The 15586-nt window shown below is 65.7% G+C and carries 15 protein-coding genes and 1 pseudogene; all 16 read right to left on the reverse strand.

Going from position 1 to position 15586, the window contains the following annotated elements; translation table 11 throughout:
- Positions 1-260, reverse strand: a pseudogene (locus IV113_RS20665) (cysteine methyltransferase); the annotation flags it as partial.
- 13 nt (positions 261-273) lie between these two features.
- Positions 274-1179, reverse strand: a complete 906-nt coding sequence (locus IV113_RS20670; RefSeq protein WP_291088884.1) for an SDR family oxidoreductase — start codon at positions 1177-1179, stop codon at positions 274-276.
- 31 nt (positions 1180-1210) lie between these two features.
- Complete coding sequence (locus IV113_RS20675) at positions 1211-1672, reverse strand: GNAT family N-acetyltransferase (RefSeq protein WP_291088887.1); 462 nt, start codon at positions 1670-1672, stop codon at positions 1211-1213.
- Positions 1669-2604: a glutathione S-transferase family protein gene (locus IV113_RS20680; RefSeq protein WP_291088890.1), complete on the reverse strand. Its 936-nt coding sequence runs from the start codon at positions 2602-2604 to the stop codon at positions 1669-1671. Before IV113_RS20680 ends, IV113_RS20675 begins: the two co-directional genes overlap by 4 nt.
- A 20-nt stretch (positions 2605-2624) precedes the next feature.
- Entirely contained in the window at positions 2625-4355 is a 1731-nt protein-coding gene (locus IV113_RS20685) for an acyl-CoA dehydrogenase family protein (RefSeq protein ID WP_291088893.1), read from the reverse strand.
- A 16-nt stretch (positions 4356-4371) separates the two neighbouring features.
- Complete coding sequence (locus tag IV113_RS20690) at positions 4372-5388, reverse strand: NADP-dependent oxidoreductase (RefSeq protein ID WP_291088896.1); 1017 nt, start codon at positions 5386-5388, stop codon at positions 4372-4374.
- Between the two features lie 19 nt (positions 5389-5407).
- Entirely contained in the window at positions 5408-5836 is a 429-nt protein-coding gene (locus IV113_RS20695; RefSeq protein ID WP_291088899.1) for a PaaI family thioesterase, read from the reverse strand.
- Positions 5837-5935: 99 nt separating this feature from the next.
- Positions 5936-6727: an SDR family oxidoreductase gene (locus IV113_RS20700; RefSeq protein ID WP_056266133.1), complete on the reverse strand. Its 792-nt coding sequence runs from the start codon at positions 6725-6727 to the stop codon at positions 5936-5938.
- Between the two features lie 25 nt (positions 6728-6752).
- Positions 6753-7055: a Dabb family protein gene (locus tag IV113_RS20705; RefSeq protein WP_291088904.1), complete on the reverse strand. Its 303-nt coding sequence runs from the start codon at positions 7053-7055 to the stop codon at positions 6753-6755.
- Positions 7055-8878, reverse strand: coding sequence for an acyl-CoA dehydrogenase (locus IV113_RS20710; RefSeq protein ID WP_291088907.1), 1824 nt, complete (start codon positions 8876-8878; stop codon positions 7055-7057). Before IV113_RS20710 ends, IV113_RS20705 begins: the two co-directional genes overlap by 1 nt.
- A 17-nt stretch (positions 8879-8895) precedes the next feature.
- Positions 8896-9333, reverse strand: coding sequence for a PaaI family thioesterase (locus tag IV113_RS20715; protein ID WP_291088910.1), 438 nt, complete (start codon positions 9331-9333; stop codon positions 8896-8898).
- An 11-nt stretch (positions 9334-9344) separates the two neighbouring features.
- Positions 9345-10520, reverse strand: coding sequence for an acetyl-CoA C-acyltransferase (locus IV113_RS20720; protein WP_291088913.1), 1176 nt, complete (start codon positions 10518-10520; stop codon positions 9345-9347).
- Between the two features lie 30 nt (positions 10521-10550).
- Positions 10551-12665: a 3-hydroxyacyl-CoA dehydrogenase NAD-binding domain-containing protein gene (locus IV113_RS20725; RefSeq protein ID WP_291088916.1), complete on the reverse strand. Its 2115-nt coding sequence runs from the start codon at positions 12663-12665 to the stop codon at positions 10551-10553.
- A 138-nt stretch (positions 12666-12803) separates the two neighbouring features.
- Positions 12804-13499 carry an ABC transporter ATP-binding protein gene (locus IV113_RS20730; protein WP_291088919.1) on the reverse strand — a complete coding sequence of 232 codons (696 nt, stop codon included), beginning with the start codon at positions 13497-13499 and terminating at the stop codon, positions 12804-12806.
- Between the two features lie 9 nt (positions 13500-13508).
- Positions 13509-14282 (reverse strand): ABC transporter ATP-binding protein, encoded by a 774-nt coding sequence (locus IV113_RS20735; RefSeq protein ID WP_291088922.1) that lies wholly within the window; start codon positions 14280-14282, stop codon positions 13509-13511.
- Positions 14279-15574: a branched-chain amino acid ABC transporter permease gene (locus IV113_RS20740; RefSeq protein WP_291088925.1), complete on the reverse strand. Its 1296-nt coding sequence runs from the start codon at positions 15572-15574 to the stop codon at positions 14279-14281. Before IV113_RS20740 ends, IV113_RS20735 begins: the two co-directional genes overlap by 4 nt.
- Positions 15575-15586: the final 12 nt, after the last annotated feature.

Here is a 15586-nt window from a genome sequence, read left to right on the forward strand (position 1 = left end):
ACGCGCGCCATGTCCAGCGCCACCTCGCGCAGGTCGCGCGCTTCGCCGTTCAACAGCGCCTGCACGCCCTCGATGGCGGCCTGCACCGCAGCCGGCGGCTGCGCCACCTCGGGCAGCGGCGGCAGGCCTTTCAGCAGCCGCGCGCGGGTGCGGGCCGCATCGGCCTCGGGCAACTGCACCGCCAACACCCCCGCGGCGCCCCAGGCGATGCCGCAGACACCGATGGCGGTGTCGAACAGCGCGTGGCCGCCCTCGCCCATGGCCGCCCCGGTCTCACACGGCGCGCAGCGCCGCGCGCAAGGCCACACCGATTTCCGGCCGCTCGTGGAACGGGTCGGCCGGGTTGGTGATGTTCACGATGCCTTCCATGCGCGCGCGCACATTGCCCAGCGCGCGCGGGTGGCTGAAGATGTAGAAGCGGTCGGCACTGATCGCGTCGAACACCAGCTGCGCCACCTCGGCCGCCGTCACCTTGCCCGAGCTCACGGCCTTGTCGCTCTGCGCCTGGCCGATCATCTGGCTCTGCGTGGCCTTCTCGTCGGCCAGGCCGGCGGGCTTGTTGCGGTGGCTCTGGCTGATGCCGGTGGGCACGAAGTACGGGCAGAGCACGCTGGCGCTGATCTGGTCGCTCACCAGCTTCAGGTCCTGGTAGAGCGTTTCCGTGAGGCTTACCACGGCGTGTTTGCTCACGTTGTAGATGCCCATGTTGGGTGGTGTGAGCAGGCCGGCCATGCTGGCGGTGTTCACGATGTGGCCGCGCCAGGCCGGGTCCTTCTTTGCGGCGGCCAGCATCATGGGCGTGAACAGGCGCACGCCGTGCACCACGCCCCAGAGGTTCACGCCCAGCACCCACTCCCAGTCCTTCAACGAGTTTTCCCAGATCAGGCCGCCCGAGCCCACGCCCGCGTTGTTGAACACGAAATGCGGCGCACCGAAGGTCTTCTCCACATCGGCGGCCAGCGCTTCCATCTGCGCCTGGTTCGACACGTCGACCTTGCGCGAAAGCACCTTCACACCTGTGGCCTCGATCTCGGCCGTGGCCTTGTCCAGCGCATCCTGCTGCACGTCCACCAGCACGAGGTTCATGCCCAGCTTGGCGCCGATGCGCGCGCACTCGAGGCCGAAGCCCGAACCGGCGCCCGTGAGCACCGCTGTCTTGCCTTTGAAGTCCTGAATCATCCGTGTCTCCTGTTTGTAGATAAGAAAAAGCTCAAGCGGCTCTCACCATCTCGATGTGGTCGATGCCGTCTTCGATGTAGATCGGACCAATGGGCTCGAAGCCGTGCTGGCGGTAAAAGGCTTCCAGACGCGCCTGCGCGCCGATGCGGATGGGCTGCACGCCCCACAGGCCATGCAGGGCCTGCACCGCTTCGCGCATCAGCACGTGGCCCAGGCCACCACCGCGTGCCGCCGGCAGCGTGACCACACGGCCGATGCTGGCCTCGGGGAACTTCAGGCCGGCCGGCACCAGACGGGCACAGGCGACCAGGGCCTGGTCCGCCGTTTCACCCAGCAGGTGAAAGCACTGCGCATCGGCGCCGTCCATGTCCTGGAACACGCAGTTCTGCTCCATCACGAACACCTCGGTGCGCAGTTGCAGCAGGGCATAGAGCGTGCGGGCATGGAGGGCATCAAAAGGCAGGCAGCGCCAGTTCAGCGAGTTTGAATTCAAGCGCGCACTTCCCTCAGCACGAAACCGATGCGCGGGAAATGCACATGCAGCAAGCCGGCGCGTTCGTCGGTGCGCTCCAGCGTGTAGCGGGTGCGCGTGGCCGCGCGCAGGATGCCTTCAGTGGGTTCCTGGCCAAAGATCTCGGCGTGGATCGTCACGCGGTTGCCCAGCGCGATGCCGTGGTCGTCCTGGAAGGTGTCGTCGGTATGCGGCGCGGGTTGGGCGGCGGCGGCGACGGCAATCGCATCAAGGGACGTGAGTTTGGTGGAGCTGCCATGGCCGATCGCGGCCATGCGGTCCATCCATTCGAGGACGTGTGGCGTGGCGTCCAGGATGCGGGCCATGGCGGGGTTGACCACGCGGCTGAACCACAGCGGGTGGTAGGCCGCGAAGTCGGCCACGCAAGGCACGTCACCCAGCAGGAAGGGGTGCATTTCCACCATGGTCGAGAGGCGGCGCAGGTAGCTCTTGTAGGCGGAAGTCGCGTCACCCGAGCGCAGGCTGGTCATGCCACCGCGCATGGCACCGCGGTCTGCCGCAAAGGCCTGGGCCGCTTCCGGCGGCTGGCCGGCAAACATCGCTGCCGCGCCCTTGGGGCTGAGGCTGTAGCCCATGGCGGCCCAGAACAGCGTGCTGTCGGCCCACTGGGACAAGACGCGCGCCATGCCCTTGAGGTGCTCGGGGTAAAGGGTGGGCTCGGGTTGGCGGTGTTCGAGCACGTCGCAGATGAGCGCGGTGTCGCAATAGATGTCGGCGCCGATCTGCAGAAACGGTGTGCGGCGGTAGCCGCCGGTGAGTGCGATCACGTCGGGCTTGGGCATGATGCGCGGGATGTGCACGCTCTGCCACGCCAGCTTCTTGTGGCCCAGGATCAGGCGCACCTTTTCCGAGAACGGGGATGTGGGGTAGTGGTGCAGGATGAGGTCGGACATGGTGTCTCCGGGGTCGTTGTTCAGGTGGGCATCGCGCGCTGAAGTATGGCGTCGAAGTCGACACCGGCGCCCAGCGAGCCGAAGCTGTGGCCCCACTCACCACCGATGCGGGAATCGCAAAATGCGCTGAACACGGCGGCGGGTGCCGTCTGGGCCAGCAGCGCGGCCTGCACCGCCAGTGCCACGTCTTGCGCCAGGCGGCGGGCTTCCATTTCGGTGGCCATCTCTTCCACGCGGATGGGCAGTTGCGCCGCCAGCCGGTCCAGCGCAGGGTGCATGCCTCGGGCGGGTGCGAGCTCGTGCGCCAGTGCGGCGACCGCGTCGACCTGTTTCATCGCCGGGCCGCCCCAAGATGAAACAGCCCCCTCAGGGGGCAGCGACCCGCGCAGCGGTGGAGCGTGGGGGGCTCTTTTCAGTGCGCGCAGCAGGTCGATGGCCATGATGTTGCCCGCGCCTTCCCAGATGGAGTTGAGCGGCATCTCGCGGTAGATGCGTGCCATCACGCCCTCGCCGCCCTCCTCCACGTAGCCGTTGCCGCCCAGGCATTCCATGGCTTCCTGCGCGAAGTGGCTGCCGCGCTTGCAGATCCAGAATTTCGCCACGGGCGTGAGCAGGCGGTTCATCACCTGTTCGTGCGGGTCGCCAGCACGGTCAAAGCTGCGCGCCAGGCGCAGTGCGAGCGCGGTCGCGGCCTCGGACTCAAGCGCCAGGTCGGCCAGCACGTTCTTCATCAGCGGCTGGTCGATCAGCGTTTTGCCGAAGGCCTTGCGTTGTGCCGTGTGGTTGAGCGCAATGCTCAGTGCCTGGCGCATCAGGCCGCTGGTGCCCAGGGCGCAGTCCAGCCGCGTCATGGTGCCCATGGCCAGGATCTGCGGGATGCCACGGCCCTCCTCCCCCACCAGCCAGGCGCTTGCCGCCACGAACTCGACCTCGGAACTCGCGTTGGCCTTGTTGCCCAGCTTGTCTTTCAGGCGCTGGATGAAGACCTGGTTCATCGAACCGTCTGGCAGCACGCGCGGCAGAAAGAGGCAACTCAGGCCGCTGGCCGTTTGCGCGAGGATCAGGAAGGCGTCGCACATGGGGGCGGAGAAGAACCACTTGTGACCGGTGACGCTGAAGCGCTGGCCCCAGGCGTCGCTGCCGGCCGGCTCGGCGCGCGTGGTGTTCGCGCGCACGTCGGAGCCGCCCTGCTTTTCCGTCATGCCCATGCCCATGGTCAGGCCCGGCTTGTCGCGCCACACCTTGAGTGCCGGGTCGTAGGCGCGGCTGGTGAGGCCCGCTTCCCAGTCCTGGTAGATGGCCGGGTTGTCCTTGAGCGCGGGCGCCACCGCGTAGCTCATGGAGATGGGGCACAGGATGGAGGGTTCGAGCTCGGTGAAGAGCATGAAGCCGGCGGCGCGCAACTGGTGGGCATGGCCGGTGGCCTGCTGCTCCGCGGAAAACGCCGTGCCGTGCAGGCCTGCAGCCGTGGCTGCGGTCATCAGCGCGTGGTAACTCGGGTGGAACTCCACCTGATCCACCCGCTGACCCCATCGGTTGTGCGTCTTGAGCTGCGGCGTGTGCACATTGGCCAGCCGCGCATGCGTCTGCATTTCGCCGCTGCCCACCAAAGCGCCGAGCGCATGCAACGGCGCCGTGTCCAGCGCGGGCGCGTTGAACTTCAGCGCGGCCTGCATGGCGCGGTTGGCGCTGAACAGGTTGGTATCGACCAGCGGCGCAGGCTGGTTGAACACTTCGTGGGTGGTCACCATGCCGGCCTCCTGGCGGTCAGATCAGTTTGACCAGTTGTTTGCCGAAGTTCTTGCCTTTGAGCAGGCCCATGAAGGCCTCGGGTGCAGCGGACAGGCCTTGCGCAACAGTCTCGCGCGGGCGCAGTTTGCCGGTGGCCACCAGGGTGCCCAGTTCGGTCAGGGCTTCGGGCCAGACTTCCATGTGTTCGCTGACGATGAAGCCTTCGATCTTCAGGCGGTTCACCAGGATCAACGCGGGGTTGGTCAGCGGCAGGGGCTGGCCATCGTAGCCGGCGATCATCCCGCACACCGCGATGCGGCCGAAGGCGTTCATGCGCAACAGCACCGCGTCGAGCACCATGCCGCCCACGTTTTCAAAGTAGCCGTCGATGCCCTTGGGGCAGACTTCCTTGAGTGCCTTGGCCAGTGACCAGGCGTCCTTGTGCAGCTTGTAGTCGATGCAGGCGTCGAAGCCCAGCTCTTCCACCGCGTACTTGCATTTGTCAGGCCCACCCGCAATGCCCACCGCGCGGCAGCCGCGCGCCTTGGCCAGCGCGCCGAAGGCACTGCCCACCGCGCCCGTGGCCGCGCTCACCACCACGGTGTCGCCGGCCTTGGGGTTGATGAGCTTCACCAGACCGTACCAGGCGGTCACGCCCGGCATGCCGACCGCACCCAGGTAATACGACAGCGGCACGTGGGTTGTGTCCACCTTGCGCAAGGCACCCACCTGGTTGGCGTCGACCACGCTGAACTCCTGCCAGCCGCCCATGCCCACGACCTGGTCACCGGCCTTGAACTTGGGGTGCATGGACTCGACCACCTCGCCCACGGTGCCACCGATCATGACCTCGCCCAGGGCCTGCGAAGCTGCGTAGCTCTTGCTGTCGTTCATGCGCCCGCGCATGTACGGATCCAGGCTCAGGAAGTGGTGGCGCACCAGCACCTGGCCGTCCTTGAGGGCGGCGGTGTCGGTGGTGACAAGCTTGAAGTTGTCGACGGTGGCTTCGCCTTGGGGGCGGTTGTCGAGCACGATCTGGTGGTTGGTGGGCATGGTGTGTCTCCTGTGGAAATCAGTCTGTTGAAATGCGGTTGAAGGGCTTGGCGCTGCCGGGTCCGGTGGCCAGGCGAGGCACCAGCTTGAAGGTGCCGGTGGCGTGTGCACACAGCTGGTCGGCCGCGTTGAAGATGCTGCCTTCGGTGAAGACCATGGTGGCCGTTCGGTGCAGGATGCGGCCCTTGGCGTGCAACGGTCCCTGCGCCGCGCGCATGAAGCTGGTCTTCATCTCGATGGTGACGCAGCCCATGTCGGGCTCGACCGAGCGCGCCGCGTGCGCCATCACCACGTCGAGCAAAGTCATGCTGGCGCCGCCGTGCACCACGTCGAAAGAATTCAAGTGGTCCGGCAGGGGATTGAAAACGATCTCCGCCTCACCGCCTTCGAACTTGTGCAGTTCGAAGCCGAGCAGTTCGACAAAGGGAATGCGGACGGAAAATTTCATGTGATTCCTACAGTATCCGTTCGCCCTGAGCCTGTCGAAGGGCTCGCCAGGGTGTGGGCGAGGGCTTCGACAAGCTCAGCCCGAACGGTATGGGTGTGGTCAGCCACCTGTGATGATGGACACACCTCCATCGACCGCCAACCACTGACCCGTGATGTGCTTGCCGGCGTCGCTCGCGTACAGCAGTGTGAGGCCTTTCAAATCTTCGTCGTCGCCCAGACGGCCCAGGGGTGCGTGCGCGGCCAGGCGCTCTTCACCCATGGCCTTGAGCGTGCCCATGGTCATCTTGCTGGGGAAGAAGCCGGGGCAGATCGCGTTGACGCGGATGCCGTGTGCGCCCCATTCGGCGGCGAGCGCGCGGGTGAAGTTGATCACCGCACCCTTGGAGGTGTTGTAGGCGATGGTCTTCATGTCGCGCGGGTTGCCGCCCAGGCCGGCGATGGAAGCGGTGTTGATGATGCTGCCGGTTCTGCGCGCGATCATGCTGCGCTTGGCCACGATCTGGCTCAGGATGAAGTAGCTGCGCACGTTGAGGTTCATCACCTTGTCCCACGCGTCCACCGGGTGGTCTTCGGCGGGGGCGCCCCAGGCGGCGCCGGCGTTGTTGATCAGGATGTCGATGTCGCCCAGGCGCTGCAGACTCTCGTCGGCCAGGCGCTGGATGTCTTCTTCCTTCGAGCAGTCGGCAGCGATCCAGCGCGCATCGATGTTGGCGGCCTGCAGCTCGGCCGTGGCCGCTTCGAGGTCTTCGGTCTTGCGCGAGCTGATCACCACGCGGGCACCGGCCTCACCCAGCGCGTGGGCCATCTGCAGGCCCAGGCCGCGCGAGCCACCGGTGATGAGGGCGGTCTTGCCCTTGAGGTCGAAGAGTTGGTGGATGGTTCGGGTCATGTTGGTCTCCGTGTTGTGGTGTTGCTTAAATTTCGTAGTCCATGCATTGGCGTTCGAGCACGACCTTTCGCATGAACGGCTTCAACGCCACATGCGAGGGATGCGTCTGGTACGCCGCGAGCGCTGCGCGATCGGTGAAGCTGCTGTTGAGCACCAGATCGTAGGTGCCCTCCAGATCGGGCCGGGCTGTGGCGACCTCGAAGCGTTCGATGCCGGGCACCAGCTGCGCGCAGGCATCGAGCAAGGCCTTGGCCTTCGCGATGTTGGTGGCCTTGTCGCCCTCGGCGCCCAGGTCCTTGATCTTCCACATGACGATGTGCTGCAGCATCAGAACGCCTCCTCGGGCAGGGCCGCGCAGGTCAGGTCGCGGCTGCTCACCACCTGCAGCCAGGCGCCGATTTTCGGCAGCTCGTAGTGGAAGAAGAAACGCATGGCGGCCAGGCGGCCGGTGCGTGCGCTCGATTCGGGCGCCGCGTGCGCGGCCAGCGCCACGTCGAGCCAGACCCACGCCAGCACCGTGTGTCCAAACGCCTGCAGGTAGGGCACGGCGTTGGCCAGCGCATCGGTCGGCTCACCGGTGGACCATGCGGCCTTGGTGGCGGCACCCACCTGCGCGAGCGCCTGGCCCAGTGCATTGGCATGGGCCGCGAATTCGGGGATGTGGATCGCGCGCTGGATGGTGTCGTTGATGCGCCCGGCCAACAGGCTCAGACCCTTGCCGCCCTCCATCAGCACCTTGCGGCCCAGCAGGTCCATGGCCTGGATGCCGTGCGTGCCTTCGTGGATCATGTTCAAGCGGTTGTCGCGCCAGTACTGTTCCACCGGGAAATCGCGTGTGTAGCCGTAGCCACCGTGGATCTGGATTGCCAGGCTGTTCGCTTCCAGGCACCACTCGCTGGGCCAGCTCTTTGCGATGGGTGTGAGCACTTCGAGCAGCAGGCGGGCGTCGTCGGCCGCGGCGGTTTCTGCCGTGTGCTGCTCGTCGACGAGCCGGGCGCAATAGAGTTCGAGCGCGAGCGCGCCTTCGCAATACGATTTTTGCGCCAGAAGCATGCGCTTCACGTCGGCGTGTTCGATGATGCGCACCGGCGCCTGCGCCGGGTCTTTGCCAGCCGGACCCATGGGCCGGCCCTGTGGGCGGTTCTTCGCGTAGTCCAGGCTCGCGAGGTAACCCGCCATGCCCAGCATGGTGGCGGCCATGCCCACGCCGATGCGGGCCTCGTTCATCATGTGGAACATGCAGTGCAGGCCCTTGCCGGCCTGGCCGACGAGGTAGCCCACGGCACCCGCCTCTCCGCCAACGGGATACTTGCCCTCACCGAAATTGAGCAGCGTGTTGGTGGTGCCACGCCAGCCGCACTTGTGGTTCAGGCCGGCCAGCGCGACGTCGTTGCGCTCGCCGGTCAACTCACCCGCGGCGTTCACCATCTTCTTGGGCACGATGAACAGCGAGATGCCGCGCGTGCCGGGCACGAGCTTGCCGTGTTCATCGGGAATCTTGGCCAGCACCAGGTGGATGATGTTGTCGGTCAGTTCGTGCTCGCCCGCCGAGATCCACATCTTGTTGCCCTTGAGGCGGTAGCGCGGGCCGAGCGGGTCGTCGGCGAAATCAGCACCATCGGGCACGGCACGCGTGGACACGTCGCTCAAGCTGGATCCGGCTTGCGGTTCGGACAGGCACATGGTCCCCGAGAAGCGGCCGCTGAATTCATTGAGCGCAAACACCTGTTTCTGCGCCTCCGTGCCATGCACCATGAGCAGGTTGGCGTTGCCGGTGGTGAGCATGCCCGAGCCAATGCTCACCGAAGCCATGGCGAAAAAGGCATTGGCTGCCGCCTCCACCGTGTAGGGCAGCTGCATGCCGCCAACCTCGTAGTCTTGCGCGGCGCTCAGCATGCCCGAGCCGGCGTAGGCCTTCTGCGCATCGTGTGTGGCCTGCGGCAGGATCACGCGCTCGCCGTCGAAGTGCGGCTCCTGCGTGTCCACGAGGCGGTTGAACGGTGCGTACTTCTCGCGCGCGATGCGTTCGCAGGTGTCGAGCACCGCATCAAACGTTTCCCGACCATGGTCGGAGAAGCGTTCACGTTGACTCAACGAGGGCGCATCGAGCCAGTCATACAGCAGGAAATCGACGGTGGGGCGCAGGCTCATGGTGTCTCTTCTTCTCGTCAGTTCTTGGGCGGCAAGGCGGCGATGGTGCCCTGCGCCACCGCGCAGAGCTTTTCCACCCCGTCCTTCAGCACGAACACATCGCAGCGGCAGACCGATTGCGTCTTGCCGGTGTGCACCGCTTCGGCGCGCGCGATCAGGCGCTCACCTATCGCCGGCCGCAGGTAGTTGATCTTGAACTCCGCTGTGACCACGGGCAAGCCCAGCGCGCTGCCGCCGGCGTAGGTGAGCGCGTTGTCGGCCGCGTAGCTCAGCACGCCACCGTGCACGAAGCCGTGCTGCTGCTTGACCGACTCGCCGATGGGCACGTGCAGCTCGCAGCGCCCCCGGGAGAACGCAGCGAGTTCGGCACCGATCAGGCGCGAGAACGGCTGGGCCGCCAGCACCTCGCGCCCCATGGCGAGAAACACCTCGGGGCTGACGCTGGCCTCGGCCATGGCGCTATTCCTCAGAGGACTTCGAACACGCCCGCGGCACCCATGCCGCCGCCAATGCACATGGTCACGCAGACGCGCTTGGCGCCGCGGCGCTTGCCTTCGATCAGCGCATGGCCGGTCAGGCGCTGGCCCGACACGCCGTAGGGGTGGCCCACCGCAATCGCGCCGCCGTTGACGTTGAGCTTGTCGCCCGGGATGCCCAGCTTGTCGCGGCAGTAGATCACCTGCACCGCGAAGGCTTCGTTGAGTTCCCACAGGTCGATGTCGCTCACCTTCAGGCCCAGGCGCGCGAGCACCTTGGGGATGGCGAACACCGGGCCGATGCCCATCTCGTCGGGCTCGCAACCGGCCACCGCGAAGCCGAGGAACCGGCCCAGGGGCGTCAGGCCACGTTTCTCGGCCATGGTTTCATTCATGAGCACGCAGGCGCCACCGCCGTCGCTGAACTGGCTGGCGTTGCCGGCCGAGACCAGGCCACCTGGCAGGGCCGAGCGCAGGCCGTGGATACCTTCAAACGTGGTCCCGGCGCGGATGCCTTCGTCGTTCTCCACCGTCACCTGCTTGGTGGTGAGGCCCATGACCTTGTCGGCCACGCCGGCGGTCACGGTGATGGGAGCGATCTCGGCCTTGAACAGGCCGGCTTCGAGTGCTGCCGTGGCCCGCTGCTGGCTGGCAGCGCCGTACTCGTCCATGGCGTCGCGCCCGATGTTGTAGCGCTTGGCCACCTGTTCGGCGGTCTGCAGCATGTTCCAGTAGATCTCGGGCTTGTTTTTCGCCAGCCATGGGTCGGCCAGCATGTGGGTGTTCATCTCCTGCTGCACGCAGGAGATGCTCTCCACGCCGCCGGCCACATACACGTCGCCCTCGCCGGCAATGATGCGCTGCGCGGCCATGGCGATGGTTTGAAGGCCGGACGAGCAGAAGCGGTTGACCGTCATGCCCGAGGTGGTGATGGGCAGGCCGGCGCGCAGCGCGATCTGGCGCGCGATGTTGGCGCCGGTGGCGCCTTCGGGGTTGGCGCAGCCCATGATGACGTCGTCCACTTCGGCGGCTTCGATGCCGGCGCGCTGCACGGCGTGCTGCACCGCGTGGCCGCCGAGGGTGGCTCCGTGGGTCATGTTGAAGGCGCCCTTCCAGCTCTTGGCCAGGGGGGTGCGGGCGGTGGAAACGATGACGGCGTTGGTCATGAAATGTTCTCCTTGTGTGGGTTCTTGGGCTCAGGCGTTGAAGGTTTTGCCTTCGGCCACCAGGCTCGCCAGCAGCGGGGCCGGCTCCCAGAATTTCGCGTCGTCCAGCGGGTTCTTGGCAAAGCGCTTCATGCTCTGCACCACGTTGAACAGGCCCACGGTGTCGGCGTAGATCATCGGGCCGCCGCGGTGCGCGGGGAAGCCGTAGCCGAAGATGTAGACCACGTCGATGTCGCTGGCCTTGTTGGCGATGCCCTCTTCCAGGATGTGCGCGGCCTCGTTGACCAGCGAATACACCAGGCGCTGCACGATCTCTTCATCGGAAATCTTGCGCGGCGTGATGCCCAGGCTCTTGCGGTGGTCCTCGATCATCTTCACCACTTCGGCGTTCGGGATCGCGTCGCGCTTGCCCGGCACGTAGTCGTACCAGCCGGCACCGGTCTTCTGGCCGTAGCGGCCCTTCTCGCACAGCAGGTCGGCCGTCTTGCTGTACTTCATGTCCGGCTTTTCCTGGTAGCGGCGCTTGCGGATCGCCCAGCCGATGTCGTTGCCGGCCAGGTCGCCCATGCGGAACGGGCCCATGGCCATGCCGAACTTCTCCATCGCCTTGTCGACCTGCTCGGGCGTGCAGCCTTCGTCGAGCAGGAAGCCGCCCTGGCGGCCGTACTGCTCGATCATGCGGTTGCCGATGAAGCCGTCGCACACGCCGGAGACCACCGCGGTCTTCTTGATCTTCTTGGCCACGGTCATCACGGTGGCCATCACGTCCTTGGCGGTCTTCTCGCCGCGCACCACTTCCAGCAGCTTCATCACGTTGGCCGGGCTGAAGAAGTGCAGGCCCACCACGTCCTGCGGGCGCTTGGTGAAGGAGGCGATCTTGTTGACGTCCAGCGTGGAGGTGTTGGAAGCCAGGATCGCGCCGGGCTTCATCACGCGGTCGAGTTCCTTGAACACGGCTTCCTTCACGCCGATTTCTTCAAACACGGCCTCGATCACGAGGTCGGCGGCACTCAGGTCGTCGTAGCTCAGCGTGGTGGTGAGCAGGGCCATGCGCTGGTCGTACTTGTCCTGCTTGAGCTTGCCCTTTTTCATCTGGGCTTCGTAGTTCTTGCGGATCGTCGCCAGACCCCGGTCCAGCGCTTCCTGCTTCATCTCCAGCATCTTCACCGGGATGCCGGCGTTGAGGAAGTTCATGGCGATGCCGCCGCCCATGGTGCCGGCACCGATGACGGCCACCGAGGCGATTTCGCGCTTGGGCGTGTCTTCCGGCACGTCAGGAATCTTGCTCGCTGCGCGCTCTGCGGTGAACAGGTGGCGCAGCGCGCGGCACTCGGGCGTCCACATCAGGTTGATGAAGATCTCGCGCTCGAAGGCCATGCCGTCGTCGAATTTCTTCTTGGTGGCAGCCTCCACCGCGTCCACGCATTTGGCGGGCGCGGGGAAGTTCTTGGACATGCCCTTGACCATGTTGCGGGCAAAAGCGAAGTACGCATCGCCCAGCGGGTGCTTGCACGGCAGGTTGCGCACCTTCGGTAGCGCGCTGCCGTCGGCGTGTTTGGCGGCCATCTCGCGCGCCAGGGCCAGGGCTTCTTCGGCCAGGCTTTCGGGCGAAGCAGCCATCTTGTCGAACAATTTCTGGCCCGGCAGCATGGCGAGCATTTCGCTCTTCACTGGCTCACCGCTCACGATCATGTTGAGCGCCGGCTCCACGCCCAGGGCACGCGGCAGGCGCTGCGTGCCACCGGCGCCAGGGATCAGGCCCAGCTTCACCTCGGGCAGCGCCACGCTGGTGCCGGGCGCGGCAATGCGGTAGTGGCAGCCCAGGGCCAGTTCCAGGCCACCGCCCATGGCGACGCTGTGCATGGCAGCCACGACCGGCTTGGAAGCGTTTTCAACCGCCAGGATCACCGAGAGCAGGTTGGGTTCGGCCAGCGCCTTGGGCGAGCCGAATTCACGGATGTCGGCACCGCCCGAAAACGCCTTGCCAGCGCCGGTGAGCACGATGGACTTGACGGCCGGATCGGCTTCCGCCTTCTCCAGGCCAGCGGCGATGCCCTGGCGGGTGGAGAGACCCAGGCCGTTGACCGGCGGGTTGTTCATGGTGATGACGGCAACATCGCCGTGGACCTGGTACTCAGCGGTCATGGAATCTCCTTCGTTGTTGGCGGAAACGGGTGCCCCGGGGGCATGGACTGTGATGTTCTTCCCAGAAAAGAACGATCGTTCGATTCTAGGAACTTGCTGCGCTGCCGCAAGGGCCTCTTGTCGCCAGTGAGTCAGGCGTCAGACTTCCAGCCATTCCTTGCGTACTTGGGAATCGGCGCGAAGCGTTTCCGGCGTGCCTTGGAACACGATGCTGCCGTGCCCCATGACCAGCACCCGGTCGGAGATGCTCAGGGCGATGGTGAGCTTCTGCTCGATCAGCAGCACCGACACGCCGCGGGCCTTGAGCGTCTGGAGGTACTCGGCCACCAGCTCCACGATCTTGGGTGCGAGGCCCTCGGTGGGCTCGTCGATGATGATCAGGTCGGGGTCGCCCATGAGGGTGCGGCACAGCGTGAGCATCTGCTGCTCGCCGCCCGAGAGCACGCCGGCTTCGGTGTGCTCCCGCTCTTTCAGGCGCGGGAACATGGCGTACATGTCGTCGAAGCTCCATCGGGCTCCGATGCCCTTGCCCTTCTGGCCGAGCAGCAGGTTCTGGTGCACGGTGAGCTTGGGGAAGATGTCGCGGTTCTCCGGCACATGGCCGATGCCCAGGTGCGCAATTTCAAACGGCTTTTTGCCCAGGATGGGCTTGCCTTGCCAGTTGACGCTGCCGGTGCTCTCCACCAGGCCCATGATGGCCTTGGCGGTGGTCGAGCGGCCGGAGCCGTTGCGCCCCAGCAGCGCCACGATCTCGCCCTTGCCGACCGAAAAATGTACCCCGTGCAACACGTGGCTCTTGCCGTAGTAGGCGTGAAGGTCTTGTATCTCAAGCATGGTGTGTCCTCAGTGGCCTGCCGCCTGTTGATCCGCCAGCACCGAGCCCAGGTAGGCCTCCTGCACGCGTGGGTTGGCGCGCACGGCTTCGGGTGTGTCGAAGGCGATCACCTCGCCATACACCACCACGGCGATGCGGTCGGCCAAGCCGAACACCACGCCCATGTCGTGCTCCACTGTCAGCAGCGTCTTGCCCACCGTCACCTCGCGGATCAGCTCGATGAAGCGGCTGGTTTCGCTCTTGCTCATGCCGGCCGTGGGTTCGTCCAGCAGGATCACCTGCGCGCCGCCGGCGATGGTGATGCCGATCTCCAGCGCGCGCTGCTCGGCGTAGGTCAGGTTCATGGCCAGCGTGTCGTGCTTGCGCTCCAGACGAATCATGCGCATGAGCTCTTCGGCGCGGTCGTTGGCGTCCTTGAGGTTGGCGAGGAATTTCAGGAAGGTGTACTTGTAGCCCAGGCTCCAGAGCACGCCGCAGCGCAGGTTCTCGAACACGCTGAGCTTGGGAAAGATGTTGGTGATCTGGAAGCTGCGCGAGAGGCCAAGCCGGTTGATCTCGAACGGCTTCAGGCCGTTGATGCGGTGGCCACCCAGCATCACGTCGCCACTGCTGGGCTCGAAGCGGCCCGAGATCAGGTTGAACAGCGTGGACTTGCCCGCGCCGTTGGGGCCGATGATGGCCACGCGCTCACCCGGATTCACCACCAGGTTGACGCCGCGAATGATGTCGGTCTTGCCGAAGCTCTTGCGCAGATCGCGCAATTCGAGGGCGGGTGTCGTCATATTGCCTCCCGCTGTTGTGTGTGTTGTTCAATCGTCACCTGGATGTCGTGCCACTGGAGCATGAAGCGACGGCGCACCAGCTCGAACAGGCCCAGGCCCACCAGCATCACGACCAACGCGCCCACCCAGCTCGTCACGCCGCGGGCGTCCAGGTTCACGCCCAGGAAGCGCAAGGCCGTGTCCTGCCCCGCATTGAGCTGCAGGTGGTACATCATTTCGATCATGGCGCCGGCACCGGCCAGCATGATCAGGCCCATGATGGCCAGCAACGCATAGCTGCCCAGCACGCGCTTGAGCAGACCGTAAGCCGCCACGCGCACGTTCATCATGATCAGGCTGGCCACGCCACCGGGCGCGTACATCACCATGAACAGGAAGATCAGGCCCAGGTAGAGCAACCAGGCCTTGGTCAGCTCCGACAGCAGCACCGAGGCCAGCACCATGAGGATGCCGCCGATGATCGGCCCGAAGAAGATGGTGGCGCCGCCCAGGAAAGTGAACAGCAGGTAGGCGCCCGAGCGCCCGGCGCCGACCACCTCGGCCGTGACGATTTCGAAGTTGAGAGCGCCCAGGCCGCCCGCGATGCCGGCGAAGAAGCCGGCGATCATGAACGACAGGTAGCGCACCTTCTGCGTGTTGTAGCCGATGAACTCCACGCGCTCCGGGTTGTCACGCACGGCGTTGAGAATGCGGCCCAGCGGCGTGCGCGTGAACGCGAACATGAGCCCGACGCAGATGAAGGTGTAGACCGCGATCAGGTAGTACACCTGCCGCGGCGGGCCGTAGGTGATCCCCATGAAGGCCTCCCCGATCACCCGGTTGCCCGACACGCCCGCTTCGCCCCCGAAGAACTCGGAGAACATCAGCGACATGGCAAACACCAGCTCGGCCATGCCCAGCGTGATCATGGCGAAGGTGGTGCCGGCCTTCTTGGTGGTGACGTAGCCGAACAGGATGGCGAAGAACAGGCCCGCCACGCCACCGACCAGCGGCAGCAGCGTCACGGGAATGGGCAACTGCCCACCCGCCGCCGCGTTGAGCGCGTGCATGGCCACATAGGAGCCCAGCCCGGTGTAGACCGCGTGGCCGAAGCTCAGCATGCCGCCCTGCCCCAGCAGGATGTTGTAGGACAGGCAGGCAATGATGGCGATGCCCATCTGCGAGAGCATGGTCACCGCGAGGTTGCTGCTGAACACGAAAGGTGCCACCAGCAGGACCGCAGCGAAGAGGGACCAGACGGTCCAGCGGCCCTTGTTGAAGCCGATGGCAGGGCGGACGATGGAGTTGTTCATGTTGCTCATGTC

This window comes from Hydrogenophaga sp., from assembly GCF_018780385.1.
GTDB lineage: Bacteria > Pseudomonadota > Gammaproteobacteria > Burkholderiales > Burkholderiaceae_C > Hydrogenophaga.